26 protein-coding genes are annotated in these 23973 nt (G+C 39.9%); 4 read left to right on the top strand and 22 right to left on the bottom strand.

Translation table 11 applies throughout. From position 1 onward, the window contains the following. Positions 1-9: 9 nt before the first annotated feature. From nadX to ndoA, 11 genes are read right to left on the bottom strand one after another with little or no spacing between them, the layout of a single operon-like run. Complete coding sequence (gene nadX, locus F928_RS11980; protein ID WP_005075423.1) at positions 10-801, bottom strand: aspartate dehydrogenase; 792 nt, start codon at positions 799-801, stop codon at positions 10-12. A gap of 15 nt (positions 802-816) precedes the next feature. Further along, the gene (locus tag F928_RS11975) at positions 817-1611 is read right to left on the bottom strand and encodes an SDR family oxidoreductase (protein WP_005075421.1); all 795 of its coding nucleotides are present in this window, start codon (positions 1609-1611) and stop codon (positions 817-819) included. 15 nt (positions 1612-1626) lie between these two features. Further along, a complete protein-coding gene (locus F928_RS11970) occupies positions 1627-2451 on the bottom strand; it encodes an alpha/beta fold hydrolase (protein ID WP_005075418.1) in 825 nt (274 codons plus the stop codon). A gap of 35 nt (positions 2452-2486) precedes the next feature. Continuing rightward, complete coding sequence (locus F928_RS11965; RefSeq protein WP_002117566.1) at positions 2487-3008, bottom strand: cupin domain-containing protein; 522 nt, start codon at positions 3006-3008, stop codon at positions 2487-2489. A 23-nt stretch (positions 3009-3031) separates the two neighbouring features. Continuing rightward, entirely contained in the window at positions 3032-4255 is a 1224-nt protein-coding gene (locus tag F928_RS11960) for an MFS transporter (RefSeq protein ID WP_005075416.1), read from the bottom strand. 42 nt (positions 4256-4297) lie between these two features. Next, a complete protein-coding gene (thcD, locus tag F928_RS11955) occupies positions 4298-5509 on the bottom strand; it encodes an NAD(P)/FAD-dependent oxidoreductase (protein ID WP_005075414.1) in 1212 nt (403 codons plus the stop codon). Between the two features lie 28 nt (positions 5510-5537). Continuing rightward, positions 5538-6467 (bottom strand): VOC family protein, encoded by a 930-nt coding sequence (gene mcpII, locus F928_RS11950; protein ID WP_005075412.1) that lies wholly within the window; start codon positions 6465-6467, stop codon positions 5538-5540. An 11-nt stretch (positions 6468-6478) separates the two neighbouring features. Further along, positions 6479-7243 (bottom strand): SDR family oxidoreductase, encoded by a 765-nt coding sequence (locus tag F928_RS11945; protein ID WP_005070723.1) that lies wholly within the window; start codon positions 7241-7243, stop codon positions 6479-6481. Further along, the gene (locus F928_RS11940; RefSeq protein ID WP_005070727.1) at positions 7236-8303 is read right to left on the bottom strand and encodes an aromatic ring-hydroxylating oxygenase subunit alpha; all 1068 of its coding nucleotides are present in this window, start codon (positions 8301-8303) and stop codon (positions 7236-7238) included. Before F928_RS11940 ends, F928_RS11945 begins: the two co-directional genes overlap by 8 nt. A 16-nt stretch (positions 8304-8319) precedes the next feature. Beyond that, positions 8320-8619, bottom strand: a complete 300-nt coding sequence (locus F928_RS11935; RefSeq protein ID WP_005070730.1) for a recombinase-like helix-turn-helix domain-containing protein — start codon at positions 8617-8619, stop codon at positions 8320-8322. A 27-nt stretch (positions 8620-8646) separates the two neighbouring features. Beyond that, entirely contained in the window at positions 8647-8952 is a 306-nt protein-coding gene (gene ndoA / locus F928_RS11930; RefSeq protein WP_002117586.1) for a non-heme iron oxygenase ferredoxin subunit, read from the bottom strand. Positions 8953-9225: 273 nt separating this feature from the next. Between ndoA and F928_RS11925 the strand changes: the two genes are divergently transcribed. Further along, complete coding sequence (locus F928_RS11925) at positions 9226-10038, top strand: IclR family transcriptional regulator (RefSeq protein ID WP_005075410.1); 813 nt, start codon at positions 9226-9228, stop codon at positions 10036-10038. A 46-nt stretch (positions 10039-10084) separates the two neighbouring features. Here the strand turns inward: F928_RS11925 and F928_RS11920 are convergent, their stop codons facing one another. After that, positions 10085-10384 (bottom strand): hypothetical protein, encoded by a 300-nt coding sequence (locus F928_RS11920; RefSeq protein WP_005075406.1) that lies wholly within the window; start codon positions 10382-10384, stop codon positions 10085-10087. Positions 10385-10398: 14 nt separating this feature from the next. Beyond that, complete coding sequence (gene pnuC / locus F928_RS11915; RefSeq protein WP_005075405.1) at positions 10399-10980, bottom strand: nicotinamide riboside transporter PnuC; 582 nt, start codon at positions 10978-10980, stop codon at positions 10399-10401. Positions 10981-11227: 247 nt separating this feature from the next. On the opposite strand from pnuC, the gene F928_RS11910 reads away from it, so the two are divergent. Further along, on the top strand, positions 11228-12016 hold the full coding sequence (locus F928_RS11910; RefSeq protein ID WP_005075403.1) for a crotonase/enoyl-CoA hydratase family protein: 789 nt from the start codon (positions 11228-11230) through the stop codon (positions 12014-12016). A gap of 102 nt (positions 12017-12118) precedes the next feature. Here the strand turns inward: F928_RS11910 and pgaD are convergent, their stop codons facing one another. The 5 genes from pgaD to yaeQ form a co-directional block, all read right to left on the bottom strand. Further along, complete coding sequence (pgaD, locus tag F928_RS11905; RefSeq protein WP_005075401.1) at positions 12119-12538, bottom strand: poly-beta-1,6-N-acetyl-D-glucosamine biosynthesis protein PgaD; 420 nt, start codon at positions 12536-12538, stop codon at positions 12119-12121. An 83-nt stretch (positions 12539-12621) separates the two neighbouring features. Further along, positions 12622-13881, bottom strand: coding sequence for a poly-beta-1,6-N-acetyl-D-glucosamine synthase (gene pgaC, locus F928_RS11900; protein ID WP_002117710.1), 1260 nt, complete (start codon positions 13879-13881; stop codon positions 12622-12624). A gap of 13 nt (positions 13882-13894) precedes the next feature. Next, positions 13895-15889, bottom strand: a complete 1995-nt coding sequence (gene pgaB, locus F928_RS11895; RefSeq protein ID WP_005075399.1) for a poly-beta-1,6-N-acetyl-D-glucosamine N-deacetylase PgaB — start codon at positions 15887-15889, stop codon at positions 13895-13897. 242 nt (positions 15890-16131) lie between these two features. Then, on the bottom strand, positions 16132-16470 hold the full coding sequence (fbp, locus tag F928_RS11890) for an FKBP-type peptidyl-prolyl cis-trans isomerase (protein ID WP_002117532.1): 339 nt from the start codon (positions 16468-16470) through the stop codon (positions 16132-16134). A gap of 87 nt (positions 16471-16557) precedes the next feature. After that, the gene (gene yaeQ / locus F928_RS11885; protein WP_005075397.1) at positions 16558-17088 is read right to left on the bottom strand and encodes a YaeQ family protein; all 531 of its coding nucleotides are present in this window, start codon (positions 17086-17088) and stop codon (positions 16558-16560) included. A gap of 189 nt (positions 17089-17277) precedes the next feature. Between yaeQ and dctA the strand changes: the two genes are divergently transcribed. Continuing rightward, positions 17278-18540 (top strand): C4-dicarboxylate transporter DctA, encoded by a 1263-nt coding sequence (gene dctA / locus F928_RS11880; RefSeq protein ID WP_005075395.1) that lies wholly within the window; start codon positions 17278-17280, stop codon positions 18538-18540. Between the two features lie 45 nt (positions 18541-18585). Here the strand turns inward: dctA and F928_RS11875 are convergent, their stop codons facing one another. After that, on the bottom strand, positions 18586-19584 hold the full coding sequence (locus tag F928_RS11875; RefSeq protein ID WP_005075392.1) for a CobW family GTP-binding protein: 999 nt from the start codon (positions 19582-19584) through the stop codon (positions 18586-18588). A gap of 500 nt (positions 19585-20084) precedes the next feature. Between F928_RS11875 and F928_RS11870 the strand changes: the two genes are divergently transcribed. Next, positions 20085-20285, top strand: coding sequence for a hypothetical protein (locus tag F928_RS11870; protein WP_000761577.1), 201 nt, complete (start codon positions 20085-20087; stop codon positions 20283-20285). A 130-nt stretch (positions 20286-20415) separates the two neighbouring features. On the opposite strand, the gene vdlD is transcribed toward F928_RS11870, so the two are convergent. The 3 genes from vdlD to F928_RS11855 form a co-directional block, all read right to left on the bottom strand. Further along, a complete protein-coding gene (gene vdlD / locus F928_RS11865) occupies positions 20416-20931 on the bottom strand; it encodes an acyl-CoA thioesterase (RefSeq protein WP_005070756.1) in 516 nt (171 codons plus the stop codon). A 250-nt stretch (positions 20932-21181) separates the two neighbouring features. Beyond that, the gene (locus F928_RS11860; protein ID WP_002117499.1) at positions 21182-21796 is read right to left on the bottom strand and encodes a MarC family protein; all 615 of its coding nucleotides are present in this window, start codon (positions 21794-21796) and stop codon (positions 21182-21184) included. Positions 21797-21807: 11 nt separating this feature from the next. Then, positions 21808-23874 (bottom strand): choline transporter, encoded by a 2067-nt coding sequence (locus tag F928_RS11855; RefSeq protein ID WP_005070759.1) that lies wholly within the window; start codon positions 23872-23874, stop codon positions 21808-21810. Positions 23875-23973: the final 99 nt, after the last annotated feature.

The raw sequence follows: 23973 nt of genomic DNA, 5'->3' as shown, positions 1-23973 counted from the left end.
AAATCCTTCTTAAATCTGTATTGCTTCTACACTGTTGCGACAAGCACGAATCACGCTAAGCGCAGCCAAAGTTGATGTTTTCGGGTTACTTGGCAATGGCACGCCCACCAGTTCAATGGTCATTTGCCCAAAGCCACCTTCTGCCACAATGGTGTGTTTGTTTTTGTTGATGGTTGGATCAACAGTTAACTCAACCATGGTTTCATCCATACCAAGTCCTGCAAGTGCAATGGTTGCTGCAACATTGGCATTGGCTGGAAATTTGGTCGCAGCTTCACGGGCAGTTCCAGTGAAAAAGACTGTAGCTTCAACAACATGGTCTAAATCGACCAATTGCTCTGCATAACTGCCCTTCCAGCTTTTTGGACTTTTGCAGCCTTTGTAAGTGACTTTTTGCAAACCACCTTCTTTAGCAGCAGAAATACCGTCAATGCCTGCGATAGCCCCTGCAAGTAAATGCAGATGTGCATCATTTTTTTCGGCAGTTTTTTTAAGCTGAATTAAAAACTCGTTATCAGCCAAAGTACCCACCGAAATCAGCCCAATGGTCCAACCTTTCGCTAAAACTTTTTGAGCATGTTCTTTCACTGCTGCTTGACCTGCCACCTCAATGACATAGTCTGGCGTACCATCGCATTGCTCAATATCTGAAATCACCTGAATCTCGGAAGAGACTTGTGACTGCACTTTTTCAATACTGCGAGATGGCACTACAATCCATTTGAGTTGCAGATCTTGAGGCAAGTGGGCATACACTTCTGCTGCCATTGCGCCAAAACCAATCATCATCAACTTTTTCATGACAGCACCTGATATTTATAAATGTTTGTTAAAACCACCCGAGACATCTATTGCCGAACCTGTGGTGTAAGATGCCAATGGTGATGCCAAGAAAACTAATGCACGTGCAGGCTCTTCTGGACGGCCTAAGCGCTGCATAGGAATGCCACGATTTTTTGCGATATTGCCTGTCCACTCTTCCCATGACAGATTTAAATCTGAACGGGTTTCATAACGGCGTTTCCACTGCGCAGATTCGACCATTCCAAGTAAAATCGAGTTCACACGAACGCCATATTGAGTAAACTCATGTGCCAAAGAATGGGTTAAGTTCAAAAGTGCAGCGCGTGCAGATGAAGTCGCAATCATGTGCGGTTCAGGTTGCAATGCCAGTAATGAGTTCACATTGGTAATTGAGGCATTTGCCGACTGTTTTAAGTCGTTAAGAAAAGCTCTTACCGGATGTAAAACACTGAAATATTTCAGCTCAATTTCTTTCATCCAGTCTTCATCTTGCGTATTTTCAAAATTTGAAACACGGCCTTGCCCAGCATTGTTAATGAGCATGTCCACATTGCCCAAATTAAGTTTGACCTCTTTGGCAAATTGCTGAACTTCTTGTTTTTTCAACACATTACATGCTTTGGTAAAAATATTGGCATGTGGAAATTTTTCTAAAATATAGTGCTTAGAAGCATTTAAACGTTCTTCATCGCGACCACACCAAGCAACTTTTGCACCCTCTGCAACCAGTATTTCAACAGCAGCCAGCCCAATCCCAGATGAGCCACCGGTAACAACTGCAACTTTTCCTTCAACTTGGAAGCTCATAATCCTTAATCTCTCTTACGATTGTTCCTGAATCGTCAACATAATTTGGTTAAATGCTTGCGGTTGGTCGACATAACTTAAATGTCCTGCATCTTCTATGACGAAGCGCTGTTCCAACTGCAATTCCTGAGCAAGCTCTTGTATACCTAACGCAGGAGTGATTTGATCTTGCTGCCCTGCAATCACTGTGCATGGGACTTTTAAATCGGTTAAGTAATTACGTATTTCGTCATATGCCAGTAAGTACGATGCATGGGTGAAACCTTGTAGGGTCAATTGCTGCATCACCTCTGAAACTAAAGCTAAGGCCTGTGGCTCTTGTTTATAAATCAAATGAGGTCCACGGGTTTCAGCCATTCCTTTAGCACCGAGTTCTTTCAACATTTTTGGTCTTTTTTCAAAAACCTGAATTTGTGTCTGCTCATCGTGGCGTTGGTAGCCTTGAGCTAAGTTAGCAACAATCAAGTGTTTCACTCGCTCTGGGTAAAGTGCAGCAAACGCACTGGCCTGTAAGGCACCTAATGAGTGTCCCACCACTATTGCTTTTTCAATTTTTAAAACATCGAACAATGCTGCCAAACGCTTTGCGTAGTCGGTCGCATTGGGCTGATCAGTTAAAAGTTCATCTGATTTGCCATAGCCTGGTGCATCCCAGGCAATGACATGAAAATGATGAGACAACACTTCAAGTTGGTTTACCCATGAAGCAGAACCTGAACTAATGCCGTGCAACAGCACAAGGTACTCGCCCTGACCGGCTTCCCGATAGGCTTGCTGCTGGCCTTGAACAGTAACGGTTTTCACCGGAAATTCTGCTAACTTTTCAATGAGTGTCATCATTTTCAATTCTTTCCTTCATTCACTTCATCAAACAATTAACGTTTGATTTGAGACAACGGATGCTCTGGTGGATAGTTCGGAATGGTTGGTTTACCTGTTCCCAACATCACACACATCAAGGCATCTTCTTGACCTGGGTTAAATAGACCACGGTAAATACCCGGTGGAATTGAAATCAGGTCACGCTCTTTTAAACGGGTTTCAAATTTTTCGCCGTTGTGCTCAATGAACAAATCAATTTCGCCGCGAAGCATAAAGAAAACTTCTTCAACATCGTGGTGAATGTGCAAAGGACCTTCACACTGTGGTGGTAGAACCATGGTTGAAAACGTGAAGTTTTCTGCTGGAACGGTGTTACCGTCATTTGCAACACCTGTTGCACCCGTACCCATGTAACGCATTTGTGCACGGCGATATTTCGGGTCGTAATCTGCTTGGAACTTCAAAGCATCGAAGTCGTATTTACGTGTCTCAAAGCGAGCAATACGTGTGTTTAACCAATCTTCTAAAGAAGCACCCTCTGGTTGTGCCCACGATTCGAATTGTTGTGTAGTCATTTTTTAAACTCCTATACAGTGAATTAATAACGTTTTAAAAGAGGAACCAAGAACAACGACCCAATGACAGCGACAGCAGCCAAGAAGGTAATTCCTAAATTAAAACTATGTGTTTGCATCACGATGTAACCGATAAGAACAGGCGCAATTGCACTTGCAAAATTACCCAAACCGTTAAATATTCCACCCGCAGTCGCCCCTACATTTGAGGTCGTTACTCTTGCAAGCAGAGCAAATACCGCTGCTACTCCAAAACCCCACGCCATAGCACTTAAAGACATGGCAGCAATAATCAATAGTGGCTCAGTCATTATGACCATCACATACATGAAGATGCCCGCGAGTAATAAACCGCTAAATACTTGAATCGCGCGGCGGCCTAACTTGTCAGATAAAAATGCACCGATAATTTCGCCAATTAACATGGCAATGAACGGAAAGCTTGAATACATCCCAAACTCTTTGAGATTGAATCCTTTGTCTTGCATTAAGTAAGAAGGAACCCAGCTGTTTAAGCCCCACAAATACGTCATCAATGCAATGTTAAAGAGACAAACCAACCAGAATGCGCTGTTGCTGAGCAGCAATTTAGTATTGGTAATGTGACCTTTGAAGTTGGTGCGTTTACTCTCGCCCTCAATTTCGACAGTTTTCTTGAGCTGCAAGTTACGTAAACCAAAAACAATGCTAAAAATCGCAATCAGGGTTAGCGCAGCCATCACAAAAAAAGTGGTGTGCCAGTCGTGGTGAGCTAAAACATTTGCCGTGATTGGGAACCCAAGGAATGCACCTATTGGCGTTCCAAGTAAGAACATAGTAGAAGCACGTGCCTGCTGACGGTCTGAATAAGTCTGCTTAACAATTGTATATGCCAAGGCAAATAATGGGCCTTCTGCTAAACCAAGCAATACACGCAAAATCAACATACCTGAATAACTAGTGGTGAACCCCATGCAAAACATGAGTACGCCCCACGATGTTACGCTCCAGAACAGCATTTTCTTTGGGTTAAAAATGTCACCCAAAAAGCTTAGAAAGACTGATGAAAAACCATAAGCAAGTAAGAAACTTGTCATGAGCCATCCGAGCTTGGCCTTATCTTCAGCAATTCCCATTGCACTTTGAAAATGAGGATCTGAAAATAAAACCGCAATACTAATCTTGTCGAAAAACGCCAGTACCACACACACCATAAGGACAAAAGCAGGTACCCAATGCTTCAATCCACTTTTCTCTTCATTACTCATGTGTCATTCCTTCGATTTGGTAATGAGAACCAGATTTAATGTTTACGGTTTTAACTTCATGACATTAAATTCAGCATCTGCTAATAGTTTTGGATCTAAAACGGTGTTAGCTTGCATCCAACGTTTTGCCAGTTTGACTAGCTTCGAGTCATTAATGGCAATCATGTTGAGCAAACGATTTTCATGGTCCAGATATAAATAGCTCACCTGATCTTCACCGCCTTGGCGAATGACTACTTCCTTCGTTTTTTCAGGTTGATACGTACCTAAAATCTGGATATTAAAGTGATATTGATCTGACCAAAGCCATGGAATATCGCTATATTCAGTTTCAATTCCGAGCATCGACTTTGCTGCTGCAATTGCCTGATTTTGTGCATTTGCCCAAGACTGAATGCAATAACCCAAGCCCGGATGAATAGCGACATCACCTGCAGCATAAATGTTTTGATCTGAAGTTTGCCCAAAACAATTCACCACAATGCCATCTTTCACATCGAGCCCAGCATGCACGCCTAATTCTTTAGCAATTTCGGCACCTGCACCCACTACAACACAATCAAATAACTGGCTATGTTGAGGATGATTCACTACTTCAACTTTTTGATCTGGTGCTTCCACTAAGTGAAGGCTCTTGCTGTCTAAATGAATTTTTGTGCCTTGGGTCTCATGCATATTTTTTAAAAATGCAGAAACTTCCGGACTCACGCTTCTTGCACATAAACGATCGCCATATTCAAAAATATGAACATCTTTACCTTGCTTACGTGCAGTTGCAGCAATTTCTAAACCAATCCAGCCACCACCGATCACAGCGACATTTTTTGCATTCTTTAAAATTTCAGCCAAACGTTCACAATCATGCACATTGCGTAAAGTCACAACATTTGGAATGAACTGCCATGTATTGACGGGTACACGCGCACGGCTTCCAGTTGCAATCAGCAATTTGTCATACGGCAAAATCTGACCACTTTCTAAATGAACCTGTTTTTGCTCACGATCGACTTTTGTTGCAATTTCCGGTTTATGCCATTGAACGTTGAACTCTTGAACCTGTTCAGGTGAGAACAGATTCAAACTTTCATAAGTTGCTTCTTTTGAAAGTACTTGCTTAGACAGTGGCGGACGTTCATAAAACACTTGATCTTCATTTGAAACCACGTGAATTTCACCCACATACCCATTTTGACGCAAGGTACTTACTGCCCAACCCGCTGCCTGTCCGGCACCTACAATTACGATCTTTTCCATAGCCATCTTCCTTGTAAAGCAATACCTGTTAAACAGGCTTCACCTGACGGCGGGTTGTGTCATCAAGACCACCTTCAATCGCCCATTCAGTGAAAAGCTCTAGACGATGTTCTTCTACACGTGGTTGCCATTCTTCTGTCAAATAATCATCGTTGGTGTAGTATTCAAATGCACCACCTAATGGTGAGTTGACGTACCAGAAATACGCAGAAGAAATTGGGTGACGTCCCGGACCAATGAAAGTTGACCATTCCGAACGATTCATATTTAAACCGCCCCCAATCACTTCATGGATATCACGTACTACAAACGCAACGTGATTTAAGCCAGCAGGTTTATTTGGAACACTGAGCAAGAATAAATCATGGTGATAACCTTCACCGCGGCAACGTAAGAAAGCACCACGATTTTTATAGGCATCCGATAAATGAAAGCCTACTTTTCCAATATAGAAGTTTTCAGTTGTTGCCAAATCCGGTGTGAAAAACACCACGTGTCCAATCGCAACAGGTTGACCTTTTTCATAGACAGGACTTGCTGCATTAACACGTTGAATATTGCCGTATTGGTTAATACCTTCCGTTTTAAGTTCAGGTACTTCTTTAACAAAGCTTTGTTCAAAACGAATGGTCATGCCATTTGGGTCAAGGCACTGAACTGTATTTTCAGTACGTTTAAAACCTTCTACATCGGCCAAACGAGCTGCCAAGTCTTCAAGGTCTTGAGCACTATCAACGCCCCAAATCACTTCACGTAAAGTTGAACCTTGTTCAATAGCAGTCGGCAAACGCTCATCATCACAATTAAATAGATAAATCTTGCTACCATTTTGAGTTTGGTAAAGATCAGTGCCTTCAATATCCGAAGTACTTTGGCTTAAACCAAAATCTGCCAAAAACTTGTTTGAAGCGGCTCTATCTTCAACTCCAAACTTTAAAATCTCGATCCCTGTAATCATTTGACTACTCCTTAGTTAAAGACAAAACCGCCATTGACCGGAATATTTTGACCTGTCACAAAAGAGGACAAATCCGACAGTAGATACAATGCTGTTCCATTTAAATCTTGTGGAAGTTGCTGACGTTGAATCGCTCTTCCGTTGACATATAAATCGTGACGTTCTTGAGGCACATACTCGGTTGCTTCAACCAGAGTAAGGCCCGGTGACAATGTATTGACACAGATATTAGATTGTCCCAACTCTCTTGCCATTGAACGCGTCATGGCAACAATTGCACCTTTACTTGCAACATAAGCCATCAGGTTTGGTGCACCCCAAAGTGCTGTATCGGAAGCAACATTAATGATCTTGCCGGCAGCCGATTGCTTTAAATGGGGAACGCATGCCTTACTGATGAGCCATGTGCCTTTCACATTAATATTCATGACCCGATCCCAAAGTTCAGGATCGTAATCAATCATATTTTTTCCACCGACATTGGTCGCCAGTGCCGCGCAATTCACAAGTCCGTCTAGTCCTTGTAATACTTCCACACTTTTTGCAACCGCATTTTCAATAGAGTCTGCATTGGCAAGGTCAACGGTGACAGCATGAACGTTTAGCCCTTGTTGCTGTAACGCCTGTGCTTCTTGTTGCACCAAGTCAGACAAAATATCTGCCATCACAACTTCAGCGCCAGCTTCGGCAATCGCTTGAGCGAAATCTCGGCCTAAACCACGCGCAGCACCAGTCACTAAAACTTTTTTGCCTTGCAACAACGCTACATTAGCCATGAGCTTCTTCCTGCATCTCGATACGGTTTGATGCATTTAGCGCAGCAATTTTCTTTAATTGCTTTTCAGCCTCTTTTTTCATTAAACGGCGTAAACGTGCAAGACCCACATCGTGTTGATAGAGGAACTCTTTTTCACGCGCATTTGGCGCAAGGTTTTCTAAAATAATGCGGTCTTGTTCCAATACATCCCAATGCAACTGTTCTAAATGATTGCGATATAAGAAGCGCCATACATTACGTTGCCAACCACTTACCTTACGGCAGCGCCAGAAAAATACACGAGTATTATTGGCATCAATCGGCGTTGCATAACCTACAATCCAAAATTCACCACCTGGGCCAAATTGTTTACGGTAAGGAATTGAAAGACGTAACCAGCTTGCACCAGTTGAACCATATTCAACCCAGTCGAAGTTCACACCTGTTTGACCTTCTTTTTCAAAAACAAAGCCATTATCGGTCGTGCGGTGCTTCATCTCTGCAGTACGTTCACCATCTGCCATCGAGTGTGATGTCGCATGTAAATAGGTCCCATGCATTGGGTCCATCACGTTATCAATCGCATATTGATGGTTTACTTTCCAGTCTGCTTGGCAAAGGAACGCACTCCACTCTTCGCTTGCAAGTTGTTCTGGAAACTCAAGCGGTGCTGGTTGTTCATTTGCATCAATACCAAACCAGATAAAGATTGCGCCATGTTGCTCAATGACAGGATAGTTCTTTAAACATTTAGTTCCGGTCATTGGACATTCATGAACTGCTGGTACATCGGCAACCACACCATCAGCACGAACTTCAACACCGTGATACCAGCAAGCAACTCGGTCACCTAAGTTCCAACCAAGGGAAAGACGAGCACCGCGGTGTGGACAGCGATCTTCAAGTGCATGAACCTGACCTTCGGCATCACGCCAAACCACAATATTTTCGCCTAAACGGGTAATTCCGACTGGATTAGCAGCGACTTCCCAACTTGCCAAAACCGGATGCCATTGGTCACGTAAACCAAGTTCTAAATATTCTTCAGCGCTTTGTGAAGTTGATACGATTGCGTTCATTTTATTCTTCCCTGAATCAATAACCTAAACGTTGCATTTCTTCTGTAAAGCTTGCAGAAGTCCATTCATCACCAGATTCACAGCGGAAACCCTGTTGATTAAGTGCAGAAACAACGTCATCTAACTCTGTTGCGCCCGCAGAAAATGCCTGAATCAAGTTTTTTACAAAATCCTGTTCATAGAGAGTTGGTTCTTTATAACGTGTTTGCCAAACCAACAATTCAGATTGACCTGGAATTTGAATATTGTTGATACCTGCTTCGGTTGCCGGCGTTGCATGAATCCAGCTTGCCAACTTTTCATTAAATGTCTTCATTGTTCTGCTTCCTTGTACATGTGAGGACTAGAGTTGAATTTGAATATCCTGTCCTTCAACACGAACTGGGTACGTACATAGGTTTCTACACCCGGGTCCACTTTTTAGCTCACCTGTCTGAATGTCAAAAATTGCTTCGTGCAATGGACATTCAACAGTCTGATCTTCGATAAATCCTTCGGTTAATAAGGCATACGCATGAGGGCAAACATTTTCGATAGCAAAGTAATTTTCATCGACGAAAAATACGCCTATTTTTTTCCCTTCAATTTCGATGGCTTTCGGCTCATCTTCGCTAACGTCACCCTGCTGACAAACTGAGATCCAACTCATACCTTGCGTCCTCATTTTGTTTTATATACAAAACATAATTTGATTTTCAAAACACAAGCTAAGCATAATCCCCTTGATCATTTTTTGTCAAAGTAAAAATAAATATAAAATTCATTGGTTTATTAATTTTTAAATATTTTGTTACGTTTCAAGAAGGAAACAAAGTTTTAAATATAAAAATTGTTTTATACATTTTTAACAATTACAATAGTTATAAAATAAAGCAGCATGCCCCAAATTGAATCATGTTTTATTTATAGGAAAATGACACGAATGAGCATAGCAATTGATGAAGATTCGCAAGAATCGGAAACAACAAAAAATGATGATCGATATTTAGTACCCGGACTTGTACGGGGTTTAGCTATCTTGCAAGCATTTAACCAACAAGCGCAAGAAATGACCATTACAGAAATTGCTGAAATTTTAGAAGTGAACCGTTCTAGTGCATTTCGTCTGATCTATACACTCGAATCTTGTGGCTATTTAAGAAAAGCATCTCAAAAAACTTACGCTCTCGATTCAAAAGTTATGGAACTTGGTTTTAACAGTTTATCTAAACTTTCATTACTTGATTTATCGACACCTTTAATGAAAGAACTACGTGACCAGACCAAACTCGCGGTACATCTTTCTATTTTAGAAGGCACTCATATTGTCTTTGTAAATAATATCCAGTCGATGGGAACCTTTACGAGCAACATTAGCTTAGGAACTCGCTGGCCTGCCCATGCAACCGTCATTGGTCAAATGCTTTTATCTGATTTACCTGAAACTGAAGTACGTCAGCGTTACCGCAATTTTAGTGATTGGGACAGTTTCTCTGAACTGACGCCAACCAATTTAAAAGCTTTATTGCAAAGACTCTCTTTCGTAAAAACTCAAAAAACTATGGTGAGCTGGGGTCATTACAACCATGATATGGCAGCCTGTGCGGCGCCTATTTTTAAACAGTCAAATGGTAAAATGGTGGCTGTTATCTCTGTAAGTTGTCCAATTACGACTTATGATGAAAGAACATTTAAAGAAGATATCGCAAGTTTAGTTGTTGAAACAGCAAATAAAATTTCCAAATTTATTTATTAAAAAAAGCGACGTTAAGTCGCTTTTTTATGGCAGTTTATTTCATAAATTAAAAGTTATTTTTAAAAACGTTCCCATTCATATCCTGAAAAACAAGTATCGAATGATGCTCTTTAATATCAAACTTTAAATACTGCTCTTTAAACTGAATAATTGCATAAAACTCTTCGGCACCATCATCTAAACCGGTAGCAGAAATCTGGCTGCCTTGTGGAAATTTCTTAAGCCATGCAGCGTTATAAAAATCTGATACAGAATTAAATTCACAATACTGTTTTGGCTTGGCCATTATTTTTGCAGCCATTTGATCAAACTGTTGTTGTTTATAGACCTCTAAGCTCAACAACATGATCACACTCCAAATTAAAGCTGGTTTGAGGCTAAAAGCTGTTTCTTTTTAACCTTTTCCCATTGATACCAACCATAAGCTGCCATCAAAACAAATGCTGCATACAAAGCGGCTGTTAAAAATAAATCTTTATAGATGAACATACCGACATAAATAATATCGACAAATACCCAAAGTATCCAAGTCGCAATATGTTTTCGGCTGGTCCAATACGTTGCAAGCAAACTAAATGCGGCAAGTTGTGAGTCGAGCATAGGCACCGCTGCATCGGTAAAGTTTTTAAGTATCAAACCAAAAAGTAAACCACCTACCGCGGCAATGATCATTTGAAAAATTGCAACTTTAGGAGCTATTGGCTCTATACGAATGTCATGATCTTGCTGCTTTCCCTTAAGCCAGTAGTAAAAGCCATAAAAATTTACGACCATAAAAAAGAACTGCAAAATCGTTTCGCCATATAGCTTAAATTCGTAAAACAAATAGGCATATAAAACAAAGGCAAAGAAATTAAACAGCCAACACCACATATTACGGATTACCGTTAATCCGACTCCAATCAGGCTAATCAAGACCGCAAAGATTTCTAGAGGTGACATAAAAACAGCTGCTTATTGAGATCAATTTGACGAGGTATTATGAGAAAAATATAAAGCGAAGCAAACTGCTAATTTAAATAAATTATGCAAATTGACGTTGGCTGAGGTTTTACTCTTTTCTAATGTCATCGATTTATTTCAATGCACAGACAAAAGAAATACCGATCGAGTCGCGAACAAATTATATTTGCTAGTTTTTAAACGATTGTTTAAAACATGATTAAAGACAAATAAAGAGCATGACAATATGTCAAATCAAGAAGGAAAAGTCAGCCGTGAAACTCGCGGACATATTTTTTTAATTGGCCTAGATCGGGCAGCAAAACGTAATGCTTTTGATAGTCACATGATTAAAGACTTATCACTAGCGATCACCGAATATGAAAATAATGATGCCCTGCGCTGTGCGGTTATCTTTGCTCATGGTGATCATTTTACAGCTGGTTTAGACCTAGTTGAGTTACAACCTAAACTCGCTACAGGTGTTTTTGATTTTAGTGAAAATGAAATTAACCCTTGGGGCACTGTAGGTCGAAAGCTCAGTAAACCTTTGATTGTGGCAGTACAAGGTTATTGTTATACAGCTGGTATAGAACTATTCCTCAACGCAGATATTACGATTGCGAGTGAAAATACACAATTTGCTCAAATGGAAGTTCAACGTGGCATCTTACCTTTTGGCGGAGCAACCGCCCGTTTTACTCAAGCCGCGGGTTGGGCCAAAGCCATGCGCTATTTACTCACTGGTGACTCTTTTAATGCTCAAGCAGCTTTTGATATGAACCTGATTACCGAAATATGTCCAGAAGGCTCTCAGCTCAACCGTGCAATAGAACTTGCTGAACATGTTTCACAAGCTGCTCCTCTTGCTGTAAAAGCAACTCTCGCCTCTGCTCGCGAAGCTATTAACGAAGGTTACGGGGTTGCCTTTAAGCAATTACAAAACCATCTTCAACCTTTGCTCACAACAGAAGATGTTCAAGAAGGTGTATTTGCCATGTTGCAAAAAAGACCTCCTGTTTTTAAAGGTAAATAATACCTGCTCAAGCACTGCGCTCTACAGTTTAAAGCTTATGGATATACTGAAATTAGCATAAAAAAAAGCCCACACGATGCGGGCTTTTTTTATTAATTGGCTTTATTCAACTCTAACGATTTTACCTAGCTCATCATGGTGAACGACTGTAATTTTCTGACTACGTCCCTGTTCAATTTCATGTTCAGGTAAATCAAAATAGCGCGCATAATCCTCTGTCTGTTTTGCTTTAAGCGCATTACCGCCAACACGATGCTCAGGCAGCACATGACTCCACAACAATAAGCAAATTGCACAAGCAATTAACGCAGTAATGCCATGTTCAATGCCCAAACCAAAGGCACTAAACAAACGGTGAACTAAATGTGTTTTTTGGAGTTCAGCCAAAACCCAGATAAGTACAAATGGACGCCACAGCAACAACCAAACCGCCCACATCATGGCTGTGCTTGTTGTAGAAGCATAGCGTTTATGCCATGGTAATTGACGGCGTAAATCAATAATCAACGAATTTGTCTTCATTTCTCTCTTTACCTAACGAAGTGCTGTGGTTTTCCCCAGACATCAATACAGCACGATCTTTAAAATCTCATGACTCTTGCATTTCATCCACGAATGCCCCGATCCGGGCTCACCCAACGCGCACGTTTCTCATCTCCACGTTTTAAAACTTTTGGAAATGCCACAATAGTTGCCGAGATGGTGATTAGCCAAAAGACCAATGGATACCAGATCATCCAGAAATAGTTTTTTCCTAGATGTGGTTCATAACGACTATCCATCCATTTGCTTAAAGCAAACTGAATGAGACAGGTTGCCCCCAATAAAATACCGCTACCATACGGTAAAAATGGAGAGCTCACAACGGCTAAAGCAGGGACCGGTAAAATAAAATGTACCAACCATAATAAAGCCATCGCGAGCATTAAATATGACCAAACTAAGGTTAAGCAAAGCTCAAACATTAAAGGCCATAAAAAATTTAATTTTGGCTTGGTGAACACATCAATATTTTTAATTAATACCTGTGCCCCACCCATAGCCCAACGTAAACGTTGTTTCCACAAACCGTTTAAAGTTTCAGGCATTAAAATCCAGACTAAGGCATTCGGTTCAAAACGAATGTCCCAACCTGCACGCTGCAATTTCCAAGTAATATCGATATCTTCAGTCAACATATTGGGTGACCAATAATCCACTTGGTGAACAGCGCTCTTACGAAAAGCGGTAATTACACCCGATACGGTAAATAAGCGTCCAAAGGTACGTTGTGCACGTTTAATCATGCCGACAATCGAAGAAAACTCACCGACCTGAATACGTCCTAATAAAGTTGAGCGAGTACGGATACGCGGGTTACCTGTAACCGCTGCAACTGTTGGATTTTCCTGAAAATGACGAATCATCCACTTTGCTGCATGTGGGTCAAGTAAAGCATCGCCATCAATACCAATTAAAAACTCGGCATCGGTCATTAAGCTTCCGGCTTGCAACCCCATGGCTTTACCTTGGTTTTGAGCCAAATGAACAACACGGAGTTTTTCATGTTGTGCTGCTAAACGGTCGAGTACCTCTCCTGTATTGTCCGAGCTACCATCATTAATCGCAATCACTTCAAAATGAGGATAGTCCAGTTTTAATGCATGGCTAATGGTTTCTTCTGCATTATCCCCTTCATTAAAACAAGGAATTAATACAGCGACTTTTGGATAACTCTCTAATGGAGCAGGTTGATCGTAAGGCGGAGCCTGACGTTCTTTCCAATAGAAAATGATCGCGCCAATCATCCATAAATACGACATGAATAATGGATAATAGAAAACGAATTTTAAGGCATGCGACCATATTGCAGCAAAGATTGTCATGTTTTAGCCTCAACTACGGCACAAGACGAGATGATTTTTCAGCAAATGCTTTATGCATAGTGTCCACATCCGGATGATCTTTAATTGGGTCATCTGGATAATATCCGACATGCATTACACCTTGCTGATAAAGAGAATGAATTGTTGCAGCCATTTCAGTTGAAGGTACCTTTTCGTTTTTACGCCAGTCAGTTGCCTGTAATTCAAAAACGGTTTTCTTAATGCCATTTGGATATTGTTTCACGCGATCAACCATATCTTTATAGAACTGATCGGCATTATCTACCTGTTCCATATAAGGCATTGCCATAATAGCCGTAAAGTCATAACGTTTTAATGACTCTTCAAGCGATTGTGAATACCAGTTTTCTGCATATGGTTTTAAAGCAACTTGCGCGTATAAGTTACGTGCGGTGAGCAAGAACGGTTCATATTGTCGCACGTCATCAATGAGTTGCATTGCAAAATCATCTAGATATTTTGTCTTATATGCAGTCCATTTTTGCAAATCTTGATCGTTATCACGGATTTTTGCCAAATCTGTTGGCAAGCCTTGTTTTGCATAGGCTTTTAATGCTTCTGGGCTTGCATCTTCATAGTCAGATAAGGTGACATCATCATGGAATAAAATGCCGTTAAATGAAGATGACTTCGCCAAATCTTGATAAATCTCGCGAATAGTTTGGCGCGCCTCTGGTGAAAATGGACTTAAACGGATATAACCCATGTTGAGGTGTTCACCAGATTTTGCCTGTTCTGTCACAACTAAGTCTTTAGAAACTGGATCAGTTTTTGGTAGTTCCCATGCCAATAAAGGCATCCACGCATAAATACGACTCACAGGCGTACGCGTTTGAATTTGCCATGCAACACGGTTAAACAAGTCAGCACGCATTGGAATGTGACGGTTCGGGAAATACACCATATCAGCAGAGCCATTCGCATCTGGATCTGAAAATGCTTGTAAATAGACAGTATTTACACCCATCGCATTAATTCGGTCTAACAAATGACCTAAATTACGTTCTTGCTGTTTCGGATCCGGGTCATAAATATAGTCCAGATCGATATGCATAATTTTTTGCGGACGGTTGTTATCCGTTAAATTCAATTCACGATTTTTAATTTCTTGAGCCAAATCATCAGTCGTCATATCGCCTTCTACCAAAATACGGCTCATATTTTGTAGAGATTGTTTCGCGTGATCTGCCCCATCATCCAGTGTAATGGTAATTGGCATACCAAGCTTTTTAGCAATTTGAACTGTTTGCATATTATAGCGACCATAAGGCCAGACCATAATACGTGGTGAACGCAAGCCATGAGCTTTGAGTAATTCGTTATTTTTCTTTAAGTCATTATAGATACGTGATTGATACTGTTCATCGTTTTCATAAGTTTGAGTTTTAGCGTCATAAAAACGAGTTGTTGCAGCAGGTTCAGAGTTGCCTTGTGGATTGCCTGTAATACCGCGGTGCAAATGGTAGCTATGGCTTGCAATCTCTACAAAGCCACTATCTTGCATTTCTTTCAGCTCAGGCCAGCTTAAGATTTTATCGCGTGGAATTTCTTCCCCTGAAAAATCGACTTTCTGCCCTGCTTTTGGCTCTAACCATGAACCTACTACTGCAAGGACAACAGGAATTTTTTTAGCTTTAATAACAGGATAAGCATTTTGATAAAAAGATTGGTAACCATCGTCTACAGTTAATAGAACAGGTTTTGTAGGTAGTTGAAATTTACCTTGATGAGCACGGATCAACTGATCAACCGTAATAAAATGGAATCCATTTTTTTGCAGCCATTCAACATGCTGTGTAAATTGTTGCGTCGTTACTGCATATTGAGGAATTAATGCATTTTTAGTATCGGTAATTTCATGATAACCAATCACCGTAAGTGTTGAAGCGTCCAGTTTAGGTGGTTTAGCTAATGCCATGCCTGACAAACCTGCCAAGGCCAAGCCAAGTGATATGTTCAACAAAGGAGATGCAAAGCGGATAGTCATGAAATAGCGTCTCAATATCAATATAGATTATTTATGGGAAATTTGATGTTAAGCCACAAACTTTTTGAAATTTGGTCTTAATATCACACTGCCTGCAAATGAACAGTTTTTCAGTCAGCATTTATAATCAAATAATCTGAAAATAATCTTAAATATTCAAAAAGCTAAAATATAAATTAATAATGTATTTATATTTAAAGCTCATATAAACAAGAAAGCCCCCTAAAGGGCTTTAAATTTCACTAGTCACGAGTTTTGACATCGAATAATTCAATTTCAAAAATTAAATTAGAATTCGCTGGAATAATCTTACCCATTTTACGCTCACCATAAGCTAAATGAGCAGGCACAATTAACTTACGCTTGCCGCCAACTTTCATTCCCATAATGCCTTGGTCCCAGCCTTTAATTACACGGCCTGTACCAATCACGCATTCAAAATAGTTACCGCGATCAATTGAAGAATCAAATTTTGTGCCGTCTTCTAACCAACCTGTATAGTGAGTTGTAATCAAAGCACCTTTAACCGCTTCTTTGCCTTCACCTACTTTTAAATCGATAATTTCTAATTCATTTGACATGGTTTACCCCTTAATCTGAATCTTTAAAATCGCAATTGGTACTTAGTGTACCAACTGAATCTGTAGAATTTGTTGCGCTTTTCTATGTTACTGTAACTGTGTCCACACAACACTTGCCTGGCCCTTTTCACCTAAAAGCGTCCACTCGTTGTCCATGACATTTAATTGAAGCTGCATTGTACGTTCACAAAGTTGTTCAAGCTCTGCTGTACTTTGAGGAGCAATTTGCCACACCTGAACGTTACTTAACGTTTTAATTTTACTGTTTCGTTTCCACCAGTCTTCGACTTGTGTGCCATACACAACAAGAGCAACTGTTTTACAGCGCGCACTGGCTTTTTTGACTTTATCTTCAGACGGTAAGCCAACTTCAATCCATGTTTCTAACTGACCCGTTAAATCTTTTTGCCATAATGCTGGCTCATCAGTTTCAAAAAGGTCTTTAGTAAACTCAAGCTCATCACTTGCGAAACGGGCAAAAGCCATCAAACGAACCATTAAGCGTTCTAAAGTTTCCGAAGGATGCAAGGCAAGCGTCAGTTGATAATCACCATAAATATGGTCATCCATATTGGCAATATTCAAGTCTGCCTTATAAATTGTTGCTTTAAGCGCCATGATTAATATGTCCAAAAATTTGGCGCTAAGGATACTCGATTTTAGATAAAAAATTATAAAAAAACTGAACAATACAAAGCATAGTCATGTGAAATTTGCATATTCTTCCAAAACGCTCAGCTTATTTTATAGTTGGCCGACTTTTTGCTTTAGAGAGAGATATTTTCCTCTTGCTAAAATTGATGACTTATGTGGCTAAAGCTCAAGCGTAGTTTATTTTTACAGGTTCTGTGTGCTCTCTTTCTTGGAGTTGCAGTTGGAATCGGTTTCCATGATTTCTCCCTTTCTCTAAAGCCATTAGGTGATGGTTTTATTTCTTTAATTAAGATGCTTATTGCACCAATTGTGTTTTGTGTGGTTGTACTGGGAATCTATGGTGCAAACGACATTAAAAAAATGGGCAAAGTCGGTGCAAAAACCATTCTTTATTTTGAAGTGGTCACTACTATTGCCTTAATTTTAGGCATTATTGTGGCCTATGTATTTAAACCGGGCGTCGGTATGAATATCGATATTAGCCATTTAGATGCAAAAGATTTAAGTACCTATACCGAACGTGCCCACGAGATGCATACAGGTTCGGAATTTCTACTCAATATTATTCCGAAAACCTTCACTGCTGCTTTTGCAAACGGCGATATTTTACAGGTTTTATTGATCGCTATTTTATTTGGTGTTTCCCTACTTTTAATTCCTAAACATTTGGCAGAGCTGGTACGTCAAGCGCTTGAAGCTTTTTCAGAAGTCTTCTTTAAAATTATGGGACTTATTATTCGATTAGCTCCAATTGGTGTATTCGGCTCAGTGGCCTATACCACTGCCAAATTTGGTTTAGATTCACTCTTACAATTGGGTTATTTAGTCTTACTGTTTTATGCAACCTGCATTTTATTTGTCGTTATTGTTTTAGGTTCAATTTTAAAACTTACCGGTCTCAATATTTTCAAATTTGTGGGCTATTTTAAAGATGAACTCGCTATTGTTTTAGGTACCGCTTCTTCTGACTCTGTTCTTCCACAAATTATGAAAAAGCTCAAAAATTTGGGAATTAAAGATTCAACTGTCGGTTTGGTTATTCCAACTGGTTATTCTTTTAATTTAGATGGCTTTTCAATTTACTTAACTTTAGGGGTGATCTTTATTGCACAGGCCTGCAATATTGATTTGTCTATGCATGACTTATTGGCTATTTTGCTGGTTTCGCTCATTACATCGAAAGGCGCTCACGGTATTCCAGGCTCGGCTTTAGTTATTCTTGCAGCCACACTTTCAGTGATACCAAGTCTCCCTGCAATTGGCTTAGTGCTTCTACTTTCAGTCGACTGGTTTATTGGAATTATTCGTGCCTGTACCAACTTAATTGGTAACTGTGTCGCGACCGTAGTGATTGCTCACTGGGAAAAAGATATTGACCATGCGCAAGCTAAAGCTGTGTTAGATAGCAAACCTTAATCCCACTCTTCAGAGAACGTTGAATTACTTTTGGTTTAATGTTCTCTATTCTTCAAGCTGACAGGCAAGTAATGCTGTTTCAAAAGCCAACCAATCGTGATTATGTTCGCTAATGATTTCAATACGATTATCAATGCCCTCTTCACCTGACTTATAATTAAACTGATCAGGATTAAAGTTAAAAACCTTCCATCCTTGATCTGTGTTAAAAATTCCCTTAATTCGAAGCCAGCCTTGCTGTGCACATAATAAATCTAGCAAAGCATAAAACTCGAATTTCCAGCGTTTAGGCAACTTCCAACCTGCCACAATATAACCTTGTGCCGACTCGACATAATGATAAGGTAATTGATTAATTTCCTTTGCGACTTCGGTTTCAGTCATTTGCTTTTGAAGTTTCAGTAAAGGTTGTATAGATCGCTCAGTTAAACGAGCAGCTATATCAATTTTATTTAAAGCTAACTGACCATGTTCAGTTTTAATCCACTCTTGGTGATAAGGCTGATATTCGTCTTTTAATAACTCAAGCGCTTGTTCATCTTCAAAAGTCATCACATCGGTATGTGACACCACCACAATTTGGGCAGCTTTTAACTGATCTTCATAAAGGTTTTGTTTAACCCAATTGGTATCATGCAAACGACTGCCATCTACCACAGTAATTAATGCTCGCATGGCTAAACTACTTTGCCAATGAGGTTCAGTCAGTTGGTCAAATAACTGAGAAGGATGCCCAAGTCCAGTCGGCTCAATAAAGAGTCTATCTGGTTTTTGTTCACTCAACAGTCGAGCTAAAGCAATATGCATCGGCAATTGACTGCTACAACATAGACAGCCCCCTAATAGCTCTTTGACTGCATACCCTTCATCTTGGGGTAAGAGCTGTTGGTCTACTCCAATTTGCCCAAACTCATTCATTAATACAGCCCACACCTCATCTTTAGGCTTTTGGCTTAATAAATGCTGTAATAATGTGGTCTTTCCTGCCCCTAAAAAACCAGAAATAATATGGGTGGGAACAGTTTTTTGGGCAATCAGTTTCACAAGCGGCTCAAATCAACAAGGTTTAAAAAACTAAGAAAGATATATCACTGTTTAAGTAGCATGAAAATGATTTTTCACTTTGAAGATATACCTTTCAATTATCAGGCCAAAATAGTTAATATGTGACATACATCTCATTTAAAATAAATATTAACTCTGGATAATTATAATTCAATCGGAATATTCTATTTAGGTGCATTCACAATTCATGCCAGAGTGTTAAGTTTACGTAACAAAGTTGGCTTTTTTTTACTCGATAAGAAATATTTTTTCACATTTTAAGGTGTATTTAAGCCCTTTTATTTTACAGATTGCTCACATAAATGACCCGTATATTTCATATTGTTAAGATAGCCGTAATAGATTGTTAAGTTAATTGATGTAATACCAAGCTCGGCTTAGCATGTGTCCTAGCTTAGTCATTCAGCCATACAGGTTTCAGGTAGGTATGAATGATTAGGTTTAATTTATTTTTAAATGAAATTTAAGGATGCCATAAAATGAAATTAGCTAAAACTTTACTCGCTACTACACTTGCTTTAACTGCTGCTTCAACTTTCGCTGCTTCTAAGCACGACCAAGCACATAACACTGCTGGTGAAGAAAAAGTTGTTGTTTCAACTCAAGAACAAGCAAACACTGCAAATGCTGCATCTGATGCTGTAGGTTCTGCTTCTGAAGCTGCTCCTGCAACTCGTTAATTCTCTCAGCATTCTCCTCCAAGCTCAGAGATAATTTTACTGAAATGAAAAATGGACGCTGAATTTTGGTAAAGAAGAAAAAGGATCGAACCATGCTGCGGTTCGATCTTTTTTTAATTCGATCTATTTTTTAAGAAGTTTTCTTATACATGCTACAAGATGGATTGTGGTTTTCTTGAAGACGTAAAACCTTACGATGCTCAGCAGCTTCAAAGCGGCAACGCTTCCATTCTGTATTGAGATTTAATTGAGGTACTTCACATGGCTTGCCCTGTTCATCAACAGCAACCATCGTGAAATAACAGCTATTGGTATGGCGCACTGTCCGCTTCTGGATATTTTGCGCTTCAACACGGATACCGACTTCCATTGAAGTACGACCTACATGGTTCACACTTGCCAAGAAGGTTACCAACTCACCTACATAAATAGGTTCTTTAAAATTTACTTTATCTACAGATAAAGTCACCACGTAGCCACCCGAATAACGACTTGCGCAAGCATAAGCGACTTGGTCTAGTAGTTTTAGAATCGTACCACCATGAACATTACCTGAAAAATTTGCCATATCAGGCGTCATCAAAACTGACATCGTCAATTCAGACTGATCATCAGTTGCTGTGGTCATTTCATCTAATGTAGGCATAGTTCAACTCTGTCTTAAAACAAGCTCAGTCAACATTATGGTTGATAATTCACAAAAAAAACATGCTTAAATCCATAACATAGCATCGTATTTTTTAATATCTTTGATTGTTTTTAAAAATTTAATTTTTTAAGGCACTATTTTTAAAGTTATTTTTTAAAGCTGTTCTATTTATCTTAGAATTTTTTAGAAGATGCTATGCCATTTTATTCCATGTTCAATGGCATAGCAGGTTCTTATGAGTGACTTGCTAAACTTTATTAATGACGCCTGTTACACCATTAATAATCATATCAATGGCGATCGTACCAATTAATAAAGCGGATAAACGTCCGACAATATCAAAATAGCGGTCGATATGTTTGGCATGTTTATAGCGTAAATGATCATGTGAAAATTTCATCAAAATCAAAATACTGCAAGTTAAAAACAAGGTAAAAGCAATCACTAGGGCTGCTTCACCAATTGACATTTCAATCCCTGTGACTACCGCAGCGCTAATAGTCCCTGGGCCGATCATAAACGGCATGGCAATGGTGCCAGCCAGATGTTCTGGAGCACCACGCATTTCTCCAATGGTGTCGGCACCCTGAAACACATAGCGGTAGCCAATCACCAAAAAGATAAGACCTCCAAAAATCTGAAAGGCTTCAAAACGTACATTCAGATATTTACTAAAAATTGTTTCGCCGCCCCATGCAAATAGCATGAACACGACAAAAGCAATCAAACTTCCCTGAATCAGTGCTTTATTAAACACCTTGGCTTCTGAATGGCGGATCAGGCCAATCATATAAATGCTCATTAAAAATGGATTGAGCAATGAGAAAAATAAAGCAAAAGAATGTAGATAAGGAGAAGCCATGCATTTTCCTCTTAAGCTTGTGGATCTGGGAACAATGGACGATTCCCGGGGCTAATACGATTAATATGTAAGAACGTCATATGTCTTTCATATTTATCTAAAATATCGTTAATGACCTGTTCTTTACTGTAGCCAACCAGATCGTTATCTTGCGAGCCGTCATAAAGATAGGTTTCAAGTCGGAAATAGAACTGTTTGCCACGTTTTACACGCTGACTGAAGTTCGGCGCGCTATAGCGTACAGGCCAGATTTGATAAACAAAGTTTTGCTCTTCTTCCAAATGGATAGTCAGATCTAAATGGTAAAGCGTATCTTCATCTTCAAGCGGGGTTTGCTGTACGTCCACATTCATACCCTGCTTAATCAACTCATCAGCAACAGCCTGAACAGCTGGCAAACATACCGTATCTAGCATGCGCTGTGTTTCAGTAGTTCCCGGATGATGCATGACTCGAGTTAAACGCTGTTTCCAGTTAAGAATATCCACGTTCCCTACGACTGGCGCTGCATTCATACTGAGACTAGCATGCCTGTAATCTTCAAGTCTGAGGGACTTATAAAGCCCGGCCATCACAAGGAACATCACAAAACTAAACGGCAAACCCATAATAATAGTTGCGTTTTGCAAGGCAGTAATGCCGTTGGTCATGAGCATGGCTAATGTGAGTAAACCAATCGCCACTGCCCAAAACACGCTTAACCAACGTGGAGCATCATTATCAATATTAGTGAGTTTAGTCGTGAAGTTACCTAAAACCAGAGCTCCTGAATCGGCAGAAGTCACGTAGAACAAAAGTCCCGTCACAGTGGCAATTGAAGCAATAAAGGTAAAGCCCGGATATTGCGCTAACAGGTCGTAGAAACCATGAGCCGGATTTGCTAACACCGTCGCTGCTAAGGTTTGATTGCCTTCAAAAATAACGCTGTGCAGAGCACTATTACCAAAAATAGATAACCACGTAAGTGTAAATAGAAGTGGAATAATTAAGGTACCGCATACAAACTCACGAATGGTACGTCCTCTTGAGATACGTGCCAAAAAGAGTCCTACAAATGGAGACCAAGCAATCCACCACGCCCAGAAGAAGAAAGTCCAACTACTCATCCATTCTTTAGGCTGTTCAAAAGCAAAACTTTGTAATGCTAAAGCAGGGAAACGAGTTAAATAGTCACCAATATTTTGGACCAGGGCATTAAGTAAAAACTCGGTATTTCCCAAGAATAAAATAAACAGCAATAACCCGACCGAAACATAAATATTGATTTCAGATAAAATCCGCAGGCCTTTATTAACCCCAGATGTCACCGAAATAATACTAATACCCACCGCGACAGCAATCAGGATAAATTGCATCCAGATATTTTCTGGTAACCCCAATAACACATGTAGGCCATAATTCAGCTGTACTACTCCAATCCCGCAGGTGGTCGCAATACCAAAAATTGTCCCGATCACGGCAGCTGTATCAACACTATGCCCAATCGCACCATTAATTCTTTGACCAAAGATTGGATAAAGTGCAGAACGAATAGTAAGCGGCAAATTATAACGATAGCTAAAGTATCCCAATGACATACCAATCAAGGCATACATACACCAGCCAGTTAAGCCATAGTGAAACAATGTCCAGACCATACTTTGGCGTGCTGCTTCATAGGTTTGACCTACTCCAACCGGAGGTTGCATGTAATGAGACAATGGTTCAGCGACCGAGAAGAACATCAGATCGATACCAATACCCGCCGAGAACAGCATGGCAGACCAACTGAGTAAACTAAACTCAGGCTTTGAATGCTTAGGGCCTAATTTGATACTGCCATATCTTGAGCAGGCAATAAAAATCACGAAGGCCATATATAGGGTTGCGGCAAGCAGATAATACCAACCAAAGGTTGAAGTCACCCACTGAAGCACGGCATTCATGACTCGATTTGCAAAATCGTTGAACAAAAACGTGACGAGAGAAAAAATTAAAATAAGTACAGCTGAAAAATAAAAAACCACACGGTTGAGCGGGTCTTTTTTAGATTTAGATAATGTTAAATCATCAACTGCTCTTGGATTATCTGTTGCCATACAATCCTCAAGGAATAAAATAAAAACAAAATATTTAATTTCGTCTTTTCACTCTTATTTAAAACAATGAAAAGACGACTTTAAACGCAAAAAAATAAT

This window comes from Acinetobacter pittii ATCC 19004 = CIP 70.29, assembly GCF_000369045.1.
Classification (GTDB): Bacteria; Pseudomonadota; Gammaproteobacteria; order Pseudomonadales; family Moraxellaceae; genus Acinetobacter; species Acinetobacter pittii.
The sequence above is the reverse complement of the archived record's forward strand: the minus strand, read 5'-3'. Positions and strand labels throughout refer to the sequence as shown.